At 32.8% G+C, this 22,880-nt stretch carries 24 protein-coding genes; 21 read left to right on the top strand and 3 right to left on the bottom strand.

Annotation, left to right across the window (positions count from 1 at the left end; translation table 11 throughout):
* Nucleotides 1–134: 134 nt before the first annotated feature.
* From DFR78_RS05680 to DFR78_RS05670, 3 genes are all read right to left on the bottom strand, one after another.
* Nucleotides 135–521 carry a hypothetical protein gene (locus DFR78_RS05680; RefSeq protein WP_147267753.1) on the bottom strand — a complete coding sequence of 129 codons (387 nt, stop codon included), beginning with the start codon at nucleotides 519–521 and terminating at the stop codon, nucleotides 135–137.
* Nucleotides 522–597: 76 nt separating this feature from the next.
* Nucleotides 598–1,155, bottom strand: coding sequence for a hypothetical protein (locus DFR78_RS05675; protein WP_114457870.1), 558 nt, complete (start codon nucleotides 1,153–1,155; stop codon nucleotides 598–600).
* A gap of 437 nt (nucleotides 1,156–1,592) precedes the next feature.
* Nucleotides 1,593–2,408, bottom strand: coding sequence for an alpha/beta hydrolase (locus tag DFR78_RS05670; RefSeq protein ID WP_114457869.1), 816 nt, complete (start codon nucleotides 2,406–2,408; stop codon nucleotides 1,593–1,595).
* 219 nt (nucleotides 2,409–2,627) lie between these two features.
* Between DFR78_RS05670 and ggt the strand changes: the two genes are divergently transcribed.
* The 21 genes from ggt (at nucleotide 2,628) to DFR78_RS05565 (ending at nucleotide 22,733) form a co-directional block, all read left to right on the top strand.
* Entirely contained in the window at nucleotides 2,628–4,238 is a 1,611-nt protein-coding gene (gene ggt, locus DFR78_RS05665; RefSeq protein WP_114457868.1) for a gamma-glutamyltransferase, read from the top strand.
* A 306-nt stretch (nucleotides 4,239–4,544) separates the two neighbouring features.
* Entirely contained in the window at nucleotides 4,545–5,147 is a 603-nt protein-coding gene (locus DFR78_RS05660) for a nitroreductase family protein (protein ID WP_114457867.1), read from the top strand.
* A 714-nt stretch (nucleotides 5,148–5,861) separates the two neighbouring features.
* The gene (locus DFR78_RS05655; protein WP_114457876.1) at nucleotides 5,862–6,581 is read left to right on the top strand and encodes a GntR family transcriptional regulator; all 720 of its coding nucleotides are present in this window, start codon (nucleotides 5,862–5,864) and stop codon (nucleotides 6,579–6,581) included.
* Nucleotides 6,582–6,639: 58 nt separating this feature from the next.
* Nucleotides 6,640–7,824: an SIS domain-containing protein gene (locus tag DFR78_RS05650; RefSeq protein ID WP_114457866.1), complete on the top strand. Its 1,185-nt coding sequence runs from the start codon at nucleotides 6,640–6,642 to the stop codon at nucleotides 7,822–7,824.
* Between the two features lie 286 nt (nucleotides 7,825–8,110).
* On the top strand, nucleotides 8,111–8,584 hold the full coding sequence (gene agaV, locus DFR78_RS05645) for a PTS N-acetylgalactosamine transporter subunit IIB (RefSeq protein WP_114457865.1): 474 nt from the start codon (nucleotides 8,111–8,113) through the stop codon (nucleotides 8,582–8,584).
* A gap of 58 nt (nucleotides 8,585–8,642) precedes the next feature.
* Nucleotides 8,643–9,413 (top strand): PTS N-acetylgalactosamine transporter subunit IIC, encoded by a 771-nt coding sequence (gene agaW, locus DFR78_RS05640; RefSeq protein ID WP_114457864.1) that lies wholly within the window; start codon nucleotides 8,643–8,645, stop codon nucleotides 9,411–9,413.
* Nucleotides 9,403–10,236, top strand: a complete 834-nt coding sequence (locus DFR78_RS05635) for a PTS system mannose/fructose/sorbose family transporter subunit IID (RefSeq protein WP_114457863.1) — start codon at nucleotides 9,403–9,405, stop codon at nucleotides 10,234–10,236. Before agaW ends, DFR78_RS05635 begins: the two co-directional genes overlap by 11 nt.
* A gap of 57 nt (nucleotides 10,237–10,293) precedes the next feature.
* Nucleotides 10,294–10,725 (top strand): PTS galactosamine/N-acetylgalactosamine transporter subunit IIA, encoded by a 432-nt coding sequence (gene agaF, locus DFR78_RS05630; RefSeq protein WP_114457862.1) that lies wholly within the window; start codon nucleotides 10,294–10,296, stop codon nucleotides 10,723–10,725.
* Nucleotides 10,726–10,787: 62 nt separating this feature from the next.
* Nucleotides 10,788–11,948, top strand: a complete 1,161-nt coding sequence (nagA, locus tag DFR78_RS05625) for an N-acetylglucosamine-6-phosphate deacetylase (RefSeq protein ID WP_114457861.1) — start codon at nucleotides 10,788–10,790, stop codon at nucleotides 11,946–11,948.
* A 28-nt stretch (nucleotides 11,949–11,976) separates the two neighbouring features.
* Nucleotides 11,977–12,843 (top strand): tagatose-bisphosphate aldolase subunit GatY, encoded by an 867-nt coding sequence (gatY, locus tag DFR78_RS05620; RefSeq protein WP_114457860.1) that lies wholly within the window; start codon nucleotides 11,977–11,979, stop codon nucleotides 12,841–12,843.
* Nucleotides 12,840–13,766 carry a 1-phosphofructokinase gene (gene pfkB, locus DFR78_RS05615; RefSeq protein WP_114457859.1) on the top strand — a complete coding sequence of 309 codons (927 nt, stop codon included), beginning with the start codon at nucleotides 12,840–12,842 and terminating at the stop codon, nucleotides 13,764–13,766. The genes gatY and pfkB overlap by 4 nt, the downstream gene beginning before the upstream one ends.
* A gap of 11 nt (nucleotides 13,767–13,777) precedes the next feature.
* The gene (locus DFR78_RS05610) at nucleotides 13,778–14,434 is read left to right on the top strand and encodes an HAD family phosphatase (RefSeq protein ID WP_114457858.1); all 657 of its coding nucleotides are present in this window, start codon (nucleotides 13,778–13,780) and stop codon (nucleotides 14,432–14,434) included.
* A 183-nt stretch (nucleotides 14,435–14,617) separates the two neighbouring features.
* Nucleotides 14,618–14,863, top strand: coding sequence for an SHOCT domain-containing protein (locus DFR78_RS05605; protein WP_233486990.1), 246 nt, complete (start codon nucleotides 14,618–14,620; stop codon nucleotides 14,861–14,863).
* Nucleotides 14,864–15,072: 209 nt separating this feature from the next.
* A complete protein-coding gene (locus tag DFR78_RS05600) occupies nucleotides 15,073–16,254 on the top strand; it encodes a coenzyme F420-0:L-glutamate ligase (protein WP_114457856.1) in 1,182 nt (393 codons plus the stop codon).
* A 90-nt stretch (nucleotides 16,255–16,344) separates the two neighbouring features.
* A complete protein-coding gene (locus DFR78_RS05595; RefSeq protein WP_114457855.1) occupies nucleotides 16,345–17,196 on the top strand; it encodes a DegV family protein in 852 nt (283 codons plus the stop codon).
* Nucleotides 17,197–17,366: 170 nt separating this feature from the next.
* Complete coding sequence (locus tag DFR78_RS05590; protein ID WP_114457854.1) at nucleotides 17,367–18,320, top strand: 2-hydroxyacid dehydrogenase; 954 nt, start codon at nucleotides 17,367–17,369, stop codon at nucleotides 18,318–18,320.
* A gap of 208 nt (nucleotides 18,321–18,528) precedes the next feature.
* Nucleotides 18,529–19,323: a formate dehydrogenase accessory sulfurtransferase FdhD gene (gene fdhD, locus DFR78_RS05585; protein ID WP_114457853.1), complete on the top strand. Its 795-nt coding sequence runs from the start codon at nucleotides 18,529–18,531 to the stop codon at nucleotides 19,321–19,323.
* Nucleotides 19,324–19,597: 274 nt separating this feature from the next.
* Nucleotides 19,598–19,879: a MoaD family protein gene (locus tag DFR78_RS05580; protein WP_114457852.1), complete on the top strand. Its 282-nt coding sequence runs from the start codon at nucleotides 19,598–19,600 to the stop codon at nucleotides 19,877–19,879.
* Nucleotides 19,880–20,554 (top strand): HesA/MoeB/ThiF family protein, encoded by a 675-nt coding sequence (locus DFR78_RS05575; protein ID WP_114457851.1) that lies wholly within the window; start codon nucleotides 19,880–19,882, stop codon nucleotides 20,552–20,554.
* Between the two features lie 212 nt (nucleotides 20,555–20,766).
* Nucleotides 20,767–21,471 (top strand): GntR family transcriptional regulator, encoded by a 705-nt coding sequence (locus DFR78_RS05570; protein ID WP_114457850.1) that lies wholly within the window; start codon nucleotides 20,767–20,769, stop codon nucleotides 21,469–21,471.
* Nucleotides 21,472–21,764: 293 nt separating this feature from the next.
* Entirely contained in the window at nucleotides 21,765–22,733 is a 969-nt protein-coding gene (locus DFR78_RS05565) for a TAXI family TRAP transporter solute-binding subunit (protein WP_114457849.1), read from the top strand.
* The last annotated feature ends 147 nt before the right edge of the window (nucleotides 22,734–22,880 follow it).

The following is a 22,880-nucleotide window of genomic DNA, read 5'->3' as shown; positions in this document are numbered from 1 at the left end:
ATATATGTAAATAGAAAAAAGTAGTTTTATAGAAAATTGGGAGGATATTATATTTTTTAAGAAATATTTAATTGCATTAAAAGATATCGGCATTCTCCAGAGGGCAAGCCCATCTGGTTTTCTGTCGATAAAATCTATAACATTACCACCAGTTCTAAACTAAAAAATCTGACTGAAAAATGCTGCTGAATTGTTTTTTTGTTATCCAGGATAAAGTTTAAATGATAAAGCAGCCAGTAATCTTCATCCCGCAGCTTTTCTTTTTCGTTATTTAAAAATTCCAAGTTAAAATTATCCAGTTCCAGTTTTTCTGAAAAATTATAGCGCTGATTTAACTCTGCCATAATTTTTTCTGACAGGCGGTAAATAAAATCAAAATATTGCTTATCCTGATGTAAATTGCAGAGTTCTGCTCCTAAAAATGAATTCAGTCTTTTTACTCCCTTATTCTGAGGATAGTAATGCTTTAAAGTTTCCAGCGAATCTTCCAGCGCCTGCCGCTGCCAGAAATTCCTAAACAAATTGCTGAACTCTTCTGCTTTAAATAAGGTGTTGAATTTAGCTATTACTTTTTCCTGATCAAATTTTTCAGGTTTTTTAGTAAGGGTTTCTAAAATTGAGTTTAATATCTTTTTCATCTTTATAGGAAATGAGGACGTTCATATAGGTTTCCATAAAGGGAAAATCGGAGCTGAAATCTTTATCAAAATATCTCAACATGGCATATGCCTCATCTGTCTGCAGAATTTCCAGAGCTTCTATTATTACTAAAAAAGTGTTAATATCAGTCTGCTGTCCATCTATCCGCAGAAGGAGATTGACAATTTTACTCTTTTTGGATCCTTTTTGTGCCAGTGCCTTGAGAACATGAGCCTGCATTTCAAAGCTAATTTCAGTTTTGCCTTCCACCAGTCCAAATAAGAAATCAGCATCGATTAGCTCCCAGCTTTCTCGCAGGTAAGTCATGATAGCATATTTCATCCGCTCAATTTTTTTGAGCATTTTTGGCTGAATAAATTTTTTGGTGTACTTATATGTAATTTCAGAATCCGGATAAAACTTAATAATCTGCTTATAGGCCCACTGCTGAACCAGGCTTTCTTTATTCTCACAAAATCCTGCGTAATCTTCTTTTGTAAATAAAAATTCTTTCATCATTAATTCACCTTATTTTCTAGTATTTTTGAATCTTTTTTTTTCACCTAAAAGAACAATAGAATCTTTAAATTTCCCGGCCATCAATAATTATAGTTTTAAATTTTAGAACTTCAATTTTATCAGGTATAATTTTTTCCTCATAAATAAAGACCTCCTAATCAAATGAGACGTCCTGACTCAGGATTAGCTCAGCACATCATGTGTTGAGGTCTTATTTCTCTTTCTAACACATTAAGATTGGTTAACAAAAAATGCCTAATGTTCTGCAAATACCCTTTTTGTGGACACATCAAATATTTAAATAAAAAGTACCAGCACTGTATAATAATTATGCTCTGAAAAACAGGCAAATATTAAGTGCTGGTATTATATTTTATTTTTAAGGATTTGAAATAAAGCGAAAACAATTTTAAGATTTAATTAAACAGCAAAATTCAGCATCTATATTCGAGCCAGAGGAGAATATCTTTTATGACTTCTTCTTTTTCTGGTTCATTCAATATTTCATGATAAAGTTCTGGATATATTTTTAGTTCTCTGTCTTTTGAAGATATCATATCATACAGTTTTTCTGAACAGCTGGGATCTATAATTGGATCTGAGCCTCCATGAAGAACTAAAACAGGATATTTATATTTTTTAAGATTATCAACCAGCCATGGTATAGCATTATCGAGCATTTCTTTCATTAATTTTAAAGTAGTAAACTCAGATACATAGGGATCTTTTTCATAATCATCAATGACATATTCTGATCTGGAAATGAGGTTTCCAAGTTCATTGGGTAATTTCATGTCAGGATTTTCTTCAAGGTTCAGCTGCTGTATTTCTGCAAAAGCATCTGTGGTATTTGTCCAACTACCGCTTAATATCTGACCATTCAGCTTATTAGGATGTTTTATTCCATAAGCAGCAGTAATAAATCCGCCCATACTGTGGCCGAGCATAAAGATTGGAAGGTCAGGATTTTCTTTTTTTGCGATATCAACTACAGTATCTGCATCTTTTAAATAGGTATTAAAATCATCTATATAGGTCTGTTTTCCATCAGAACGGCCGTGTCCTCTGTTGTCAAATCTGTAAACAGAAAAACCTTCACCATTAAATCTTCCTGCATGATAATCATATCTACCCTGGTGTTCATCAAGTCCATGCACAAAAACAACAACTGCCTTTGCGTCATCGACAATATCTTTTCGCGTAAATAATTTTTTCCCGTCAAAAGTATCGATATACTCACTGCTGTGCATAAATATCCCTCCTGTAAAAGTTAATGTATCATATTACTCAAATAATTCTCTATAATATTTAAAAAACCTTTAAATAATATTTCAAAATATACGTACTAATTTTTGAAAAACAGCTTTAAATTAATCTTTTAGCAAATTAAAACAGCAGTTAAGCAGGATTTTGACAATGTAAAAAGAAAAATGAATAAGAAAGTACAAACAAAAAATGGAGTTGATAGTATGGAGTATAATAATTTGAATTATCCTTATTCGTCAAGAAGAACTACTACTTATGGAAAAAACGGTATGGTAGCTGCCTCACAGCCTCTTGCTGCACAAGCCGGGCTAGAAATATTAAAAAAGGGAGGTAATGCAGTTGATGCAGCTGTTGCAGCTGCAGCATGTCTTACAGTTGTAGAACCTACTTCTAATGGAATCGGTGCAGATGCATTTGCAATAGTGTGGTATAAAGATGAATTACATGGTTTAAATGCAAGTGGATTTTCTCCAGCAGGAATTTCGATGGAAGCAGTAAAGGAAAGAGGAGTAGAGAAGATGCCCAAAACAGGATTTATACCTGTAACAGTACCAGGAGCACCATCAGCCTGGGCAGCACTGAATAAAAAATTTGGCAGACTTTCTCTAACAGAAGTTTTGGAACCTGCAGTCAGACATGCAGAAGAAGGGTATCCGGTTTCACCAGCTCTTGGATACTTTTGGAAGAAGGCGTACGAAAAATATATTGAAATGCTGACTGGAGAAGAGTTTGAAAACTGGTTTAAAACTTTTGCTCCAGATGGAAGGCCTCCGGAAATTGGTGAAATATGGTCTTCAAAAGAACATGCTGATACACTGCGCTCTATAGCTGAAAGTGGAGCAGAATCTTTTTATAGAGGTAAACTGGCAGAGAAGATAGATGCTTTCTCCAGAAAATATGATGGATTTATAAGGAAGGAAGATCTGGCAGCTTATTATCCTGAGTGGGTTGACCCTATAAATGTAAATTACCGCGGTTATGATATCTGGGAAATTCCACCAAATGGACAGGGTTTAGTAGCTTTAATGGCTTTAAATATTATCAAAGGATTTAAATTTGAAGCTAAAGATACAATCGATACCTATCATAAACAGCTGGAAGCATTGAAACTTGCTTTTATAGATGGGAAAAAATATATAACTGATCCGGAAAAAATGGATGTTACAGTAGAAGAACTACTTTCGGAAAAATATGCGGAAGAAAGAAGAAAATTAATTAAAGATAAAGCTCTTATGCCTGAGCCAGGAACACCTCCTAAAGGAGGAACAGTCTATCTTGCAGCAGCAGATGGAGAAGGTAATATGGTTTCATATATTCAGAGCAATTACATGGGTTTTGGATCTGGTCTTGTAGTACCCGGAACCGGAATTGCACTTCAGAACAGGGGCCACAGCTTCTCACTTAAAGAAGAAGATTATAATTTCTTAGAACCAAGAAAGCGGCCCTATCATACTATTATACCGGGCTTTATTACAAAAGATGATTATGCTGTTGGCCCATTTGGTGTTATGGGAGGATATATGCAGCCACAGGGTCATCTCCAGGTTGCAATGAATTTAATAGATTTCAATTTAAACCCTCAGGCAGCTCTTGATGCACCAAGATGGCAGTGGATGAAAGAAAAAGAAATAATGGTGGAAGATGATTTTCCAAACCATATTGCACAGGCGCTGGCCAGAAAAGGTCATGATATAAAGGTTGCTTTAAATAAAGGAAGTTTTGGACGCGGCCAGGTTATAATTAGAAATCCTGAGACAGGTGTTCTTTCCGGTGGAACAGAAAAACGCACAGATGGTCATATAGCAGTCTGGTAATACTGATAGTATATAAAAAAAGAGATAATTAAAAAAAGATCAATTATTTTCTCAGCATATAAAGATTAATTTTAGATCCTGCAGTACTTTGTAATCTATTATACAGTAATATTCTGGAGTTAGTGTTATCATTAATATTAAGAAATAATAGTAATTTGATCGGGATTAGCATTATGTAATTTTTGGGGAACTCCAGAAAATAAAAATATAGGGAAAACAGGTAAAGTCATTAGATTTTTGGTATTACTACAGGAAAAATAGTTTTTTAATATGTTATGACTTTTCAAATAAAGGGAGGTTGTTGTTGTGAGAAATGATGAATTTTATGAAGCAATAAAGAATAGAAGGAGTATATATGGTATTGGTGATGAAGAAATTGTGTCTCAGGAAAATATAGAAGAAATTGTGAAATATGCAGTAAAACATGTACCATCTGCTTTTAATTCACAGTCAGGCAGGGTTATACTGCTTTTTGGGGAAGAACATAATAAACTCTGGGATATCTGTGAAGATTCTTTGAGAAAAATAGTTCCAGAAGATAAATTTGCTTCTACTGAAGAGAAAATAGACGGATTTCGCAGTGGTTATGGTACAGTTCTGTTTTTTGAAGAAATGGAAATTGTGGAATCACTTCAGGAGCAGTTCCCCACCTATGCCGATAATTTTCCTGTCTGGTCTGACCAATCAAGTGGAATGCTTCAATATGTGATTTGGACAGCTCTGGAAAAAGAAGGTTTAGGTGTCTCACTTCAGCATTATAATGAGCTTATTGTAGATGAAGTAAAAGAGGAGTGGGATCTCCCCGAAAGCTGGAGAATGGTTGCTCAGATGCCGTTTGGTAATATAATTGAAGGACCTGGAGAAAAAGAATTTGAACCAATTGAAAAAAGAGTAAAAGTATTTAAATAAGGTAAAAATTGTTAAATATATTTTAAAAGTTGGAAATAAGAATACAATTTAAAATATATGATAAATTACACCCCTGTATTAAGTTTTAAGCAGTTTGAGACTTAACACAGGGGATTTTTAACATAAAAATAAATTTCAGAATATTTTAAACAGTAGGACGAATAAAAGAAAAAAGGTAGATAAGATGAGGAGTCTTGTTAAAACAGCTTAACAAATAGAGTTAATAAAAAATCGCCTAGGGGATGGTGTATCTAAAATAACTATCATATTAACATTCAATGTAAATGATTGTAGTGCGAAAAGTCGATTTTTATTAAGAAAAAAAGAAATAAAGAAGAAAGCTTTTTTAGAAAATCTGGACTTTCCCCATTTTTTATATACTGCTGCAAAAAGGGGAGATGCAGGAATATTGAAATTTTTAGTCAATGAATCTTAACGAAATGAAGGAAGAAATAGGGTTGAACTGCAGGATGGAGTGAGCTAATCATGAGTCAGGAGGACTCATTGATTAGTGTGCCCTATTTCACACCCGAATTGAGTTTTAGATAAATCTAAAAATTTCGTTGATGACTAAAGCCCCCTTTTTGCAGCTTGAAAATAAATTTTGGGGAAACTCCTGTTTAGAAAATTACTTGACAAATCAAACAAAAAATTATAAACTAAATTCAAACTGGTACGGATCACATTATAAGGGGGGTAAGAAATTTGACAGAAATAATAAGAAGAGATAATAGATTACCACTATACTACCAATTATATGACATAATAATCAATAAAATTGAGGCTGGAGAATATAAAGAACATGATAAATTGCCTTCAGAAAGAGAACTTTGTGATGAATACGATATCAGTCGTGCTACTGTGAGAAGAACCATGACAGAGTTAGAAAAAAATGGATATATATATAAGGAACAGGGTAAGGGAATTTTTATTTCTCCCAAAGCATTTAAACAGGATCTGCTTCATTTTTATAGTTTCACAGAAGAAATGAAAAAAATTGGCAGAAAGCCCAGTTCAGAAGTAATAAATTTTGAAATAATATCTGCCAGCAAAAAATTGGCCAGAAAACTGAAAACAGATATTGATATTAAGTTATATAAGTTTACCAGGTTGAGGCTGGCTGATGATGAAGCAATGATGCTTGAGACAACTTATTTGCCTGTTGCTAGATTTAAAGATCTAAATAAAGATGAACTTGACCAGAATGCGATGTATGACATTTTTAGAAATAAATATAAAGTTAAATTTAGTAAAGCAGTAGAATGTTTTAAACCTGTAAACACGAGAGCTAGTGAGGCAGAAATACTGGGTGTTGATCAGAATATACCTAGTATGATGATTGAGAGATTAACATATGAAGATAAAAATATAATAGAATATACGGTTGGTATTGCAAGGGGAGATAGATTTGAATTTAGAGTTGTATTGGATTAATGGTTTTTATTTAACTGGTAATGATAACATGATATAATTATAAGAAAGGATGAAGGATATGGAGAGCTTTTTTGGATTAACAAAGGAAGAACTTAAAAATAGAGGAGGATTAACCACTGCAGAAGAGATATTTCAGCAGCCAACTGTCTGGAAGGAAACTCTCTCTATAATTATAGATAAAAAAGATGAACTCAGTAGTTTTTTAAAAGTAGTTATGAAGGAAGAAAAATTAAAGATTATTTTTGCAGGAGCTGGAACTTCTGGTTATATTGGAGATACTTTAATACCTTATCTTAAAAAAGTATTGAAAGGTGTAAAAGTAGAATCAGTTCATACAACTGATATTGTAAGTTATCCAGAAATATATCTTGATAAAGACACTCCAACACTTCTTTTTTCTTTTGCCCGTTCTGGAAACAGCCCGGAAAGTGTTGCTGCTGTTGAATTGGCAGAAGATCTTGTGGATAATCTTTATCAAATTATCATTACCTGTAACCAGAATGGTAAGCTGGCCCAGAATGCTGGTAGTGAAAAAACTAAATTGATTTTATTACCTGAAGAATCACATGATAAAGGTTTTGCAATGACAAGCAGTTTTACTTCAATGCTTTTAAGCACATTACTGCTCTTTAATCTGGAAAATGTGGATGAAAAATTAGATGAGATAGAAACAATAATCAAAAATGCAAAAAATATATTAACTAACACAGAGATTATAGAAGAGTTATCTGCATCAGACTTTCAAAAGATTATTTATCTTGGAAGTTATTCTTTCCATGGTCTGGCAAAAGAAGCAGCTTTAAAAATTCTGGAGTTAAGTGCCGGGAAAATAATCACCAGATATGATACACCACTTGGTTTTCGTCATGGTCCTAAATCAATTATTGATAAAAATACATTAATTGTTTTCTTTCTTCCCAGTAATAAACATGCCAGAAAATATGAAATGGATTTACTTAGAGAGCTGGCTGTAGAAAAAGATGGCTATAAAACATTTGTTATCTCAGGAAAAAAAGATACGGAAATTGAAAAAATAAGTGATTATTCTGTTTTTATAGAACTTGACAACAATAAAATTGATGAATCGTTTAATTCACTAAATTATATTTTATATGCACAGGTTCTTGCTCTGCTGGAATCGCTAAAACACAGAATTTGCCCTGATAATCCCAGTCCAGATGGAAGTGTCAATAGAGTGGTAAAGGGTGTTAAAATTCACCCATATATTAAAAAATCAATTTAAAAGGAGATAGACTTTCCCCATTTTTTATATACTGCTGCAAAAAGGGGAGATGCAGGAATATTGAAATTTTTAGTCAATGAATCTTAACGAAATGAAGGAAGAAATAGGGTTGAACTGCAGGATGGAGTGAGCTAATCATGAGTCAGGAGGACTCATTGATTAGTGTGCCCTATTTCACACCCGAATTGAGTTTTAGATAAATCTAAAAATTTCGTTGATGACTAAAGCCCCCTTTTTGTAGCTTGAAAATAAATTTTGGGGAAACTCCTTAAAAGGAGGAATAATTATGCCAAATATTTTGTTAACAAGAATTGATAATCGACTTATTCATGGTCAGGTTGGTGTAACCTGGTTAAATCACCTTGGAGCTAATTTAGTACTTGTTGCTAATGATGAAGTGGCAGAAGATGAAGTAAGACAGAATTTGATGGATATGGTTCTGCCAGAATCAACTGAAACCAGATTTTTTACTCTGCAGAGAACAATTGATGTAATTCATAATGCTGCAGATAGGCAGAAGATATTTCTGGTTGTAGAAACACCTCAAGATGTACTTACTCTTGTTAAGGGTGGAGTTCCAATTAAGGAAGTGAATATTGGTAATATGCATTATGAGGAAGGAAAAGAACAGATCTCAACTACAGTTTCAGTAACAGAAGATGACAAAAAAGTTTTTAAAGAATTAAATAAATTAGGAGTTAAGCTTGATTTAAGAAGAGTACCAGATGAAAAAGGGCAGAATATTTTAGATTTACTTTAGTAACAAATAATCCACTTGCTGTATTTTATATAAATAAATTTAAAAGGAGGCAGGATTTATGTTAACAGAAGCGCTATTAATAGCTTTATGGGCCGGAATTGCTGGAATTGATCTTTTTAATGGTCTGACTCATATTCATCGACCAGTAGTAACAGGTCTTGTAGTTGGTATAATTTTAGGAGATGTTCAGAAAGGACTTGTTACTGGCGGTATGCTAGAACTTGTCTGGATGGGTATGGCACCACTTGCGGGAGCACAACCACCTAATGTTGTTATTGGTGGTATTATTGGAGCCGCTTTTGCAATTCTGACAAATCAGGACCCAAGTGTTGCAGTGGGGGTGGCAGTACCTTTTGCTGTTGCTGCACAAGCAGGAATAACATTACTATTTACAGCATTTTCTCCTGTTATGCATAAGGCAGACGAATTTGCAGAAGAAGGTAATTTAAAAGGAATAGCAAAAATTAATTATTTCGGAATCTCTATTTTATTTGTATCTTATTTTATTGTTGCTTTTTTACCTGTATATTTTGGAGCAGATGCTGCTGAAGCAATGGTTGGCATGCTTCCCCAGACATTTATTGATGGACTTTCGTTAGCTGGAGGTATGATGCCTGCTATAGGTTTTGCTTTACTGCTAAAAATAATGCTCAAAAAAGAGTATGCTGGATTTTTGATTTTAGGTTTTGTACTTGTAGCATATTTAGAATTACCCATACTTGCGGTAGCTCTGCTGGGAACATCTATTGCTCTTTATGATTATTTTATAAATAAAAGTAATGATCAGACTCCCCCAGGTAATAAGGAGGTAATAACTGATGGCATCTAATAACAAAGAAAAAGATACAAAATATAGTGATCAGAGTACAGATGTAAGTCTTAGTAAAAGTGACCTTAACCGCATGGCCTGGCGCTCTCTTTTCTTACAGGCATCTTTTAATTATGAAAGGATGCAGGCAGCTGGCTGGCTTTTTAGTATGGCACCTGCTTTAGAAAAAATACATAAGAAAAAAGAAGATCTTGTTAAATCATTGAAAATGCATATGGAATTTTTTAACACACATCCATTTTTGGTAACATTTATTATGGGTATCATTGCTGCTATGGAAGAGAAGAAAAATGATATTGAAACTATTCGTGGTATTAAAGTAGCTACAATGGGTCCTTTAGGTGGAATCGGTGATGCTTTATTTTGGCTGACACTATTACCTATCAGTGCAGGTATAGGTGCTTCACTTGCTATTGAAGGTAGTATTGCAGGTCCAATAGTATTTTTGATTATGTTTAATATAGTTCATTTTGTTTTAAGATTCGGACTTATGCATTATGGATATAAGACAGGTGTTAAATCTATTGCAAAATTAAAAGAAAACACCAAAAAAGTTTCTAAGGCAGCAAGTATTGTTGGACTTTCTGTTGTTGGAGCTCTTATTGCATCATATATTAATTTAAAAACTACTCTAGTTATTAATGCAGGAGAAGCAAGTGTAGCATTACAGACAGATGTTCTTGATAAAACAATGCCTAAAATGCTTCCTTTAGGTTATGCCCTTTTAATGTACTGGCTGCTTAAAAAGGGATGGTCCCCGCTAAAATTGATCGGAATCACAGTTATAATTGGTGTTGGTGGAAAATATCTAGGAATATTATAGGATTAATGGATATGGGGGGCTGCAGCTCCCCATATATTAATCAGATGGAGGTAAAAAATGACAGGTATAATGATAATAGGACATGGAAAATTTGCTGAAGGTATTAATTCTGTAATTGAACTAATTGCAGGGAAACAAGATAAACTTGCTGTTGTAAACTTTTTAGAAGAAGAATCTACCGAAAACCTGGCAGAAAATATAAGACAGAAAATGAGAGAGTTAGAATGTGATGATTATTTAATTTTTACTGATATTGCAGGAGCATCTCCTTTTAAAAAATCTGTAGAAATATCACTTAAAGAAAAAAATGCTGAGGTAATTGCCGGTACAAATGTTCCGATGTTAATGGAAATATTGTTTAAGAGAAATGACTTAAGCCTAAAAGAACTCAAAGATGAGGCGGTTAAGACTGGTAAAAATCAGATTAAAACTTTTACGATGAAGAAAAAAGAATCCAGTGCTGAAGTTAATAATGAAGATGGAATTTAAAGTTGATAAAAATTAAAGTCTGCTATTAAGTATTTTGAGTTTAATCAGGGAGGGTCAAAATGATGTGCTATTATTTAACAGCTAAAAAAATATTGGCAGAATCAGAAATATTAGAAAATTATGCTCTTCTAATAAAATCAGAAAAAATAAAAAAAATAGTCAGAAAAGAAGATATGAAAAGTGATATTAAGGTAAAAGACCTGGGAAATAAAATTATTATTCCAGGTTTGATTGATCTTCATATTCATGGTGCAGCAGGTTATGATGTAATGGATGGTGATTATGATTCAATTAAAGAGATATCTAATTATCTCTGCAAAAATGGGGTAACTTCTTTTTTGGCAACAACTTTGACGGCCCCACTGGAAAAAATAGAGAATGCTGTAAAGACAGTTGAATTAGCGAAAAAAAATGGATTAGAGGGTGCAAAAATTTTAGGTGTTTATTTAGAAGGACCATATCTTACAGAAGAACACAAAGGTGCACATCCAGTAGAATTTATGCGAGAAATAAAAATTGAAGAAATAGACAAACTGCTTAAAAAATATGGTGAATTGATAAAAGTTATCGCTCTAGCACCAGAAAAAGAAAATGCATTAGCTGCAGTAGAGTATCTTAAAGAAAAAGGTATTAAAACAGCAATTGCTCATACAGATGCCAGTTATGAAGAGACTAAAGCAGCCATCGAAAAAGGTGCTGTGATTTCTACTCATACATTTAATGGGATGAGAGGAATGCATCACCGTGAAGCAGGTACTGCAGGTGCTGTTATGGATTCAGATAAAATATTTGCTGAATTAATTGCAGATAAAATACACGTCAGTCCTGCAGTTATAAGAATTTTGTATAAACTAAAAGGTAAAGAAAAACTCTATCTTGTGAGTGATTGTATGCGTGCAGGAGGACTTGAAGATGGACAGTATAAGCTGGGAGAATTAAGTGTAAAAGTTGAAGAAGGAATTACCAGGACAGAAAGTGGATCTCTTGCCGGTAGCACTTTAAAAATGAAAGATGCTGTTTTAAATATCAAAGATGCAGCAGAAATAGATCTGTTTGAAGCTGTTAAGTTTGCAACTTTGGTTCCAGCAAAAGCAATTGGACTTCAAAATAATATAGGTAGTATAAGTGAAGGAAAAAATGCTGACTTAACAGTTATTGATGATAACTTAAATATTTATTTGACTGTTGTTGATGGTCAAATCGTTTATAATTCAGATATATAAGCAAAAAATTTATATAAGGGGGAATAAAATGTTTATTTTATCAAATAGAAATTTACTATTAGATGCACAGAAAAATAATTATGCAGTACCAGCTTTTAATATCCATAACCTGGAGACAACCAAGGTTGTTATTGAAGCTGCTGATGAATTGAGATCGCCGATAATTCTGGCGGCAACACCAGCTACAATAAAGTTTTCTGGGGCCAACTTTTTAACAAATATAATGAAAACAGCTGCCAGAGAAGTAGATATACCACTTGTTTATCATCTTGATCATCATGAAAATATAGATGATATTAAAAAATCCATCTTATTGGGCTGTAGATCAGTTATGATTGATGCTTCTAAACTTCCCTATGAAGAAAATGTTAAAAAAGTTAAAGAAGTAGTTAAATTTGCCAGACGCTATGATGTGAGTGTTGAAGCGGAACTGGGTAAACTGGTCGGTCAGGAAGATGACCTGATCATTGAAAAAGGAGAATCACAGCTTACAGATCCGAATCTGGCAGTTGATTTTGTAGAAAGAACAGGTATTGATTCACTTGCAGTTGCAATCGGTACTGCACATGGCCTTTATAAAAAAGAACCTAAAATTGATTATTCCCGCTTAGAAAAAATAAGAAAAAATATAGATATTCCTCTTGTTCTACATGGAGCTTCAGATCTGCCAGATAGAGATGTAAAAAAATCTATCGCCAGAGGAATTACAAAAGTTAATATAGCTACAGAACTAAAAATTGCTTTTTCGGAAGGGGTAAAAACTTATTTTGCAAAAAAACCAGATGCAAATGATCCCCGCAGATATCTTAAACCAGGTAAAGAGAAAATGAAAGAATTAGTTAAAGAAAAAATAATTTTATGTGGCAGCAAGAATAAGGCGGAAGTATTGAAATGATTGCTACAGTTACTTTAAATCCAGCTGTAGATAGGAGATATAATATCGATATAATATCTATAAATTCAGTAAAAAGAAGCTCAAATTATGGAGTAACTGCAGGTGGGAAAGGAATAAATGTATCCAGAGTACTCAAAATTCTTGGTGAATCAGTAAAAGCATTTGGATTTCTGGGAGGTGCAGAAGGAAACTTTATTTCCGAAAGGCTGAAGTCCTTGCATATAAATAATAAATGTACTAAAATTAAAGGGGCAACAAGAACCTGTCTTAATATTATAGATCAAAAAAATAATACTATGGAGATTCTGGAAGCTGGCCCGGTTATTTCTCAAGAAGAGAAAAAACTTTTTCTCGATAATTTCAAATCAGAGTTAAATAAATTTAACTTAATAACTATTTCAGGCAGTCTGCCATCAGGTATAGAGTCGGATTTTTATGCCAGATTAATAAAAATAGCTAATAAAGCAGATAAAAAAGTAATACTCGATACAAGCGGTGATGCATTTATAGAAGCTATAAATGCAGGTCCTTATTTAATAAAACCAAATCAGGAAGAAATAGAAAACATTACTAAAATAAAATTGATAGATAGAGATGATATATTAAAAGCAGTAGATAAATTGCGTCAGATGGGAGCAAATAATGTAGCAATTTCTCTGGGTAAGGCAGGTATGTATTATTTTTCTAAAGAAGGTAATTTTCAGATTAAAGTTCCTAGGATTAAAGTTGAAAATGCTACAGGTTCAGGTGATAGTGTTGTAGCTGGTTTTGCATCTTCAATTATAAGAAATTTAGATATTAGAGAAATGCTTAAATTTGCAAATGCCTGTGGTGTTGCAAATGCTTTAGAAAAAGATACAGCAAGAATAAATTTAGAAAATCTAAAAAATCTCATCAAAGAGATAGAAATAAATAAATTTTAAGGTGATAAAAAATGACAAGAGCAGTTATTTTTGATATGGATGGAGTAATTATTGATTCAGAACCACTTTATAAAGAAATGGACAAAAAAGTCTTTGCGGAATATGATATTTATTTAAGTGAATCTGAAATCGAAAATTATGTTGGTGTTCCACTTTTTGAAATGTGGACTGATCTTATGGAAAAATATGACCTACATGAAGAACATAAAATAGAAGAAATTATGGAAAACCATGTAGAGATGTTTTATAAAGGCTTAAAAGAAAGTGACCTGGAATTAATGTCTGGTGTAAAAGACTGGTTTGAGTTTTTTAAAAAAAATGATTTTAAAATGATAATTGCATCTTCCTCACATGCAAAAATAATAGAGCTTGTATATAAAAAATTTGCTTTAGACAAATATATTAAAGATTATATAGACGGAAATGCGGTTAAAAATGGTAAGCCAGCACCTGATATATTTTTAAAAGCAGCCGATAGACTCGGAGTTGAACCGGAAAACTGCCTTGTTATAGAAGATTCTGAACATGGAGTTAAAGCAGCCAGAAGTGCTGGAATGAAGTGTGTGGCATTTAGCCAGAGAAACAGCAGTTTTCAGAATCTGGATTCAGCAGATATTGTAATTAAAGAGTTTAACACAGAAAACCTTAAAAAAATAATGGAAATATAATTTGCACAAATCAAATAGTTACAAAAAATCAATTGAGATAAATAAATTCCTAAAATTCATATTTTCTTCACAATTTCCTATTATAATAAAAGCACAGTAAAATACTCAAATTAAATTTAAAGGGTTGTGATTATTATGTATAGATTTGGTCATATGGGCTATATGCCGTGGGGAGGAAGTTTTATGATGATAATATGGGTTGTGCTTATTGGAGCTGTAGTATATTTTCTGGTTCAAAATAGCAAAGATAATCGTAATGGCTATGATGATAAACGTGACGACTATAGAAGTCAGCAGTATAGAGAAGATAAATATATTGAGCCTAGAAAAAATGATAGAGCTGAAGAAATAGCCAGAGAAAGATATGCAGATGGAGAAATAAGCAGAGAAGAATTAGAAGAAATTTTGAGAACACTGCGTAATAATTAATTTTAAAGGAGTTTCCTCATTTTTAAATTAAATTGTAAAAAAGGAAGATTTAGGAAAATTTTGTTTATGACGAAATCACTTTTTTGCAACTTTAAAAATAATTTTTGGGGAACTCCTTTTTCTATATAATTGCCTCTCGGCCTAAAGTTTGCTATAATAAATCCGTACCATCTTTAATAAAATGCAAAAATTTAAGAGGTGAAAATTAAATGAGAACTATTGGTACACAGGTTAGAGGTATAAGAGCACCGATAATTAAATCAGGTGATAATTTGGCAGAGATAGTTGTTTCATCTCTGCAGAAATCATGGCAGGAAGAGGGTTATAAAATTAAAGATAAAGATGTTGTTGGTATTACAGAGTCTTTAGTTGCAAGGGCTCAGGGTAACTATATTAATATTGATGATATTGCTGCAGAAATAAACGAACATTTTTCTTCTGACAGTATTGGCGTTGTCTTTCCCATCTTAAGCCGCAACAGATTTTCAATGATTTTAAAGGGGATTGCAGGAAGTCATAAAAAGATATATCTTCAGTTGAGCTACCCAAATGATGAAGTTGGAAATCCGCTTGTTGATAAAAATGAAATTTACAGGAGAGGGATTAATCCTTATTCTGATACAATTACTGAAGACGAATTTTATAAATACTTTTCAGATTATGAACACCCCTTTACAGGTGTTAATTATATAGATTTATATAAAGAAATAGCATCTGAGACAGAAATAGAAATAATTCTGTCAAATAGAGCAGAAAAAATACTGGATTATACTAAAGATGTTCTGGCAGCTGATATACATACAAGAAAGAGAACAAAAGAAATTTTGAAAAAAAAGGGAGCAGAAACTGTACTTGGCCTTGATGACATCTGTACTGAAGATAAAGGAAAAGGTTATAATGAAGAATATGGGCTTTTAGGATCAAACAAAGCATCAGATGTTGAACTGAAATTATTTCCTCGTGAGGGGCAGAAATTTGTGGATGATGTACAGGCAAGATTGAAAGATATTACCGGTAAAGATGTGGAAGTTATGATTTATGGGGATGGAGCTTTTAAAGATCCAGCTGCTAAGATATGGGAGCTGGCTGATCCGGTTGTTTCTCCGGCTTATACAGAAGGTCTGGAAGGAACTCCATCTGAAGTGAAATTAAAATATCTGGCAGATAATGATTTAAAAGATCTTGAAGGGGAAAAACTTTTGGAAGCGATGAAAGAGGAAATAAAAGGCAAAGAAGATGATTTAAGGGCAAACATTAAATCTCAGGGTACAACTCCCAGGAGGCTGACAGATTTACTGGGGAGTTTATGTGATCTTGTGAGCGGAAGTGGAGATAAGGGAACACCGATTATACTTATATCTGGATATTTCGATAATCTTGCAGATGAATAATTGAGTTTGTGTCTTAAAAATATCTGCTAAATCTGCTGTTGGACAGCTGCATAATAGAATTTATAAAATCTAACTAAAAAGGAGAAAATAATGGAGAAAAAAATTGTTTTAGTAACTGACAGCACTGCCGATCTTTCCCGGGAAATGCTGGATGAACTAAATATTAAGTTTCTTCCACTGAAAATTATATATAGAGAAGAACAGTATCAGGATAGAATAGATATTGAACCAGAGGAAGTCTGCCGAAAAATGGATGAAGAGATTCCAACTACTTCAATGCCCAGCCCTGGAGAAATAGAGGAACTTTACAGGAAGCTGAAGGCTGAAGGTTATGAAAAAATAATTTCTATTCATATTTCCAGTGGACTTAGTGCAACCTACAGCAACTGTAAAATGGTTGCAGGGCAGATGGAAGATATGGAAATTGCGGTTATTGATTCTAAAATGCTTTCTATGGGACTGGGGAGACTTGTTCTTTATGCACAGAAGCTGATTTCTGAAGGTGAAAAAAGTTTTGCTGAAATTGTTGAGATGGTCGAAGCTAAAAAAGAGGAAATAGATCTTTTCTTTATTGTTGATACACTTAAGTATCTCAAAGAGGGTGGACGTATTGGCAAAGTACAGGGTACACTGGCGGAGCTGTTTAATATAAAACCTATAATTTCAATTGATGAAGATGGAGAATATTTTAACTTTGATAAAGTTAGAAGAAAAAAACGGGCCCTAAAGAAAATGTTCGAAATCACCAAAAACAAGGTAAAAGAAGGCAGTTATTTTGTTGATGTAATGCATGCAGCGGCTGAAAAGGAAGCTGAAAAATTGTATAATAAGTTTGCTGAACTGTCGAATGTAAAAGAAAGCATACTGGGAGAAATAAGTCCGGCTATGATTGTTCATGCTGGCCCCGGTCTTATTGGAGTTGTAATAACTCGTATGTTTTGAAAATAATATGTAGAAAAAAGACCTGGAAAAACATTCTGTTGAATGTTTTAATAATAATATTCCGATAACTATTAATACTGATAATACTGCAGTTTCTAATATTGATATTAGTAATGAGTACAGTATATTATTTGAAAAATTAAAATCAATTATCAGAGGTGAATAATATTATGAAGATAGTTTTATTAGAACCGCTGGCTGTTGGAGATGAAGTGCTTGCTGAATACAGGAAAAAGCTTGAAGCTGAAGGTCATAAATTTGTAAAATATGACAGCCGGGTTGAAGATAAAGAGAAGATCATTGAAAGAGCTGAAGGGGCAGATGCTGTTATAATAACAAATTTGCCTTTTCCTGCAGAAGTAATCAATTCTCTGCCTGAGTTAAAGTATATATCAGTAGCTTTTACCGGTGTTGATCATGTGGATCTTGATGCCTGTGCAGAAAATGGGGTTGCTGTTTCCAATGCTCCTGGTTATTCGACTGATTCAGTGGCAGAGCTGGCCCTGGGGATGATGATAAATTTAAGTCGAAAGATGAACCAGTGCCACAGTGCTGTTAAAGCAGCTGAGACAAGAGAAGGGCTTATCGGTAATGAATTAAAGGGTAAGACACTGGGGATAGTGGGAACAGGAAGTATAGGGCTCAGAGTAGCTGAAATTGCAGAGGTTCTGGGTATGAATCTGCTGGGATATAATAGAAGTGAGAAGGAAGAGGCTAAAAAATTGGGTCTTAAATATACTGAGCTGGAAGAATTATTTAAAAAAAGCGATATTATTTCTATACATATACCTCATACCAGTGAAACTGAAGGTTTAATAGATAAAAAATTAATTGACTTAATGAAAGAAAGTGCCTATTTTATAAATACAGCCAGAGGTCCTATAATTGATAGTAAGGCACTGGCAGATGCTTTAAACGAAGGAAGAATTGCTGGAGCTGGGATAGATGTCTTTGAAATGGAGCCTCCTATACCATTAGAACATCCACTGCAAAATGCTAAAAATACACTTTTAACACCACATGTCGCCTTTGCAACCGAAGAAGCATTTTTAAATAGAGCTGAAATAGTATTTAATAATATAGACAGCTGGCTGAAAGGTAATATAATAAATAAAGTAAATTAATCAGTATATTAAGAGAAGAAAACTAAGTTTAAAAAATTATATTTGATTTATAATATTTAATTTTATCCCTTCTATTTCTCAAACCGGTGTAGGAGGGATTTGTGTATTTTTATAGAATAAATAATAAACCAGAAAAATTAGTTTACGATAATTTTAAAATAAATAAATTGATAATGTCAAATGAAATATGATATTTAGGAGAGATTTTATGAACAGTAAACCCCTTCATTTTAATTTGATGAAAAAGAAAAAAATTTTAAAATATAAGTCAGAAAAATTCGAAAAAATAGAAGACGATATTATAATGGAAAGACCACTAACAATTTTTGTCAATAATTATGAACTTTTAACACTGATGTGCCTTCCGGAAAATTTAGAAGAGCTGATTATTGGATTTTTAATATCAGAATCATTAATTAATAATGCTGATGAAATAGAAGATATTTCGTTTAAGATGAATAGAACAGCTGCACAGGTTAGGCTGAAAAAAGAAGTTAACTTTAATTTATTTAAAAAAAGAACCCTAACATCTGGCTGTGGGGGTGGAGCAACTTTCAGCAGTTTAAAAGATTGTGCAGAAGCTGAAAAAATAAATAATGATTTTAGAGTTAAAGCAGAAAAAATTGCTGCTCTAATGGCAGATATGCATAAAAAAGCAGATTATTTTTCTAAAACAGGAGGAACTCATATATCCGCACTGGCAGATCATGGGAAAATTGTTTTTACAGCAGAAGATATTGGCAGACATAATACTCTTGATAAAATTATTGGCAGAGCATTTAAAAATAAAATTGATTTGAGCAATAAATTAGTATTTACAAGTGGCCGGATATCTTCAGAAATGGTTTTGAAAATTTTAAGGAGCAGAATATCCTTTCTTATTTCGCGCTCTGCACCAACTTTATCGGCTGTTGAGATGGCAGAAGACAGAAATTTAACTCTGGTGGGATTTTGTAGAGGACAGAGGATGAATATATACAGTGGAGAGGAGAGGATATTTTGAAATTTTTAATTAATAATTCACAGTACTGGTGGAGTGCTGTAATGAAATTTTAAAAACTGATATTTAAAAGATTAAAAATCAGAAAATAAACCTGCACATAATTTTAGTACATTTAAAGTAAAAGATTATTATATAAAAAAATGGGATATTGAGAAGGATTTGGTGGTAAATTAGAGAAATACTTATATAGAAGGTTTAAATATTAAAAATATGTGTTTGGAGAAAAGTTAACTATATAACTGATAAAAATAAAAGGAGTTAGGACTGAAATAAAATGTCTGTAAAAGTTAAGTTTTACTCTTTATTTAAATTAAACTTAAAAACATCTGGAATAGAGTATGAAATAAATTCGTCCATTACAGTGTCAGATCTTCTTAAGAAGCTCGACGAGGATTTTGATGGGTATTTTAGTGAAAAATTGCTGGAGGGAGGAACTATTACTCCCGGCTCCATAATCTTAATCAATGGGCAGAATATTTTTCATATTGATAAACTCAATTCTAAAATTAACGATGGAGATATAGTTACATTATTTCCTCCAGCAGCAGGTGGTTAAATGAAAAATTATCTAGCAAGACAGAAAGATATTCTATCAGAAACAGAAGAAAAAAGGCTTGAAAATTTAAATATAATGATTGCAGGAGCAGGTGGACTTGGTACCAATCAGGCAGTTCAGTTTCAGCGTTTGGGTATCAATAAAATATATTTATATGACTATGACCAGGTAGAACTTTCCAATCTTAACCGTCAGATTTGTTATGGTAGAAATGATATTGGCAGATACAAGGTAGATGTGGCTGCAGAGTTCTTAAATAATTTTGAGCTTGACACAGAAATTATACCCTGCCGGAAAAAAATTAAAAAAAATTTGGATTTATTACAGGATATTGATATAATAATGGATGCGTTTGATAATTTTACTTCCCGTTTCATATTAGAAGAGCTTGCAGTAGAAAACAATATTCCGATGATCCACGGCGGCATAGAAGGCTGGTTTGGCCAGGTGATGAACATTATTCCAGGTAAAACTGCACTTTTAAAAGATGTATTTGCAGGTGCTGAAAATGATAAAAAACCTGCAGTAATATCTCCGGCAGTATCTATTACTGCAAATTATCAGGTTGTTGAGGCCGTAAAAATTGTACTTGAAAAACCAGATATATTAATAAATAAACTTCTGTTAATCAATGTTTTAACTGGTGAAATAGAAAAAATAGATATAAATAGATAACCTATATTGAAAATCATAAATTTTTATAAAATTTTTAGAAAATATATTACATCAATTTTATTAAGTAGAAATTTTTCTTAAATTAGCAGTAAAATCTGTAAGTTATTTGACAATTAAAAATATTTGTGATAGCATTTAATTGTATACAACAATACAAGAATTCAATCATCCTATATTTTTAAAACAAGAAAAATAGTGAGAGGTGGCGGCTTATGATGGAACCTATTCAGCAAAAGAGAAGATCAACTACAGATATTGTTTATGAGACTTTAAAGTATGCGATTATAAAGATGGATCTGCCGCCTGGTGAAAGGTTAATAGAACAGGATATTTTGGAAAAACTTCAGGTGAGTCGAACACCTCTGAGAGAAGCAATAAAAATGCTTGAATTTGAGGGGTTTGTTACTAGAAATATGAGTGGTGGAGTAAAGGTGAGCGAACTTTCTATAAGTGAATTAAAGGATATTTACGAAATAGAAAGAGTTTTAGAAGCAAAAGCGATTATAGATGTTGCAAAAAAATGGAAAAAGGGTCAGCTGAGCAGGATGGAGCAAATTGTAAGTGAAATAAGGAGTGGACTGGAGCGCGAAAAGAGAAGCAGAGATGACTACATATCAGAACAGTATCTGTACCGCTATAATGAACTTAATGTTGAATTTCATATGGAAATTGTTAGACTTTATGGGAACACTCTTTTTCTGCGTACACTGCAAAATATTGAAGGTAAGCATTTGAGATATGCTCATATATCTTTTTCTAAAGATAAAGATAGATTTTTAAATGCTTCTGAAGAACATGTGAATATATTTAATCTAATAAAAAAACGTGAGGCAGAAAAAGCGGCAGAACTGGCTTTCAATCACAAAATTCGCGCAGAAAAAATTATAACAGCTAATTTAAAGGATTTTTTGAATTAGAATGATGAATTTAAACTTTTATTTGACTGACGGGTGTAATTATTATAATATTTAAAAAATTTAAGATTGTATTAATTTTCCAATAAATATACTGTTTGAAGTATATTTGTTTTGCTGCTCGGTGTCAAATGCTATTTCAATTTTATAGCTGTGATGTTATAATATCATTGTACAAAATCTTTTCATTATCTTTATAATGAAGTTGAAAAACTAAAATTACAAAACAAGGAGAGGGGTGAGGTTTTTAACGTAAAAGGCAAAATGAATATACAATAATCCTAAGGAGGAAAAAAATGTTTAAAAATACTAATTTTAAAGTTATCGTACTTTCAATGACACTTTTTATTTTGCTATTTGCTCTTACAGCACAGGCTCAGGATCTTCAGTTAACAATTGCTACTGGTGGTACAGGTGGACCATATCACACAATTGCTACTGGTCTTTCTGAAATCTGGAACAGCAATATTGATGGTATTAATGTATCAGTTGCTTCTACAGGTGCTTCAGTAATTAATAATAGAATGGTCAACGAAAATAAAGCTGAATTGGCTTTTGCCATGAGTGATGTTTGTTACTATGGTAAAGAAGGTCTTCTTATGTTTGAAGGTCAGCCGCTTAAAAATGTAAGAGGTTTTGCTTCCGCACATACTAACTTTGTTCAGGTAATTACTACAAAAGGTAGTGGTATTAAAACAATTGCTGATCTGAAAGGTAAGCGTGTAGGAGTTGGTGCTCCTGGTAGTGGTACTGAACTGAATGCAAGAAGAATTCTTGCTGCTCGGGGTATGGATTATGATGATTTAGGTAAAGCTGACTTTTTAAGTTATGCAGAATCATGTGAACAGCTTTCTAATAGAAATATCGATGCTGCATTCCTGACTGGTGGACTTCCAATTGCTTCTATTACAGAATTAGCAACAACTCAGGATATCGATATTGTTACAATTAGTGAAGAAACAGTAAATAAGATGAGAGAGAGTTTCCCTGTTTATGTTTCTACAGCTATTCCTGCTGGAACATATAAAGGTGTCAATAGAGATGTAAAAACTCTAGGTCTTAAAAACTATATGTTAGTTAATAAAGATCTTGACAAAGATGTTGTATATGATTTAGTATCTGTTATGTTCAATAACCTGGATAAACTTTATGGATATCACAATGCTGCCAAAATGATTACATTAGAAGGTGCATTAGAAGGAATGACCCTTGACCTACACCCAGGTGTAGAGAAATTCTATAAAGAAAAAGGTTTATTAGAATAAAAAGGAGGATACAGGTGGGATGGCAGTGCCGTCCCACTTTAAATTAATATGTTTAAAAAACGTAATATTATCTTTATAGCAATTATTATAACAGTACTATTTAGCTTAAATATTTCTGCTGAGTCAGATTATCATCTTAGATTAACT

It is taken from the genome of Halanaerobium sp. MA284_MarDTE_T2, assembly GCF_003337245.1.
Classification (GTDB): Bacteria; Bacillota; Halanaerobiia; order Halanaerobiales; family Halanaerobiaceae; genus QPJE01.
Note: the sequence above shows the minus strand (reverse complement) of the source record. Positions and strands in the feature narration are given on the sequence as shown.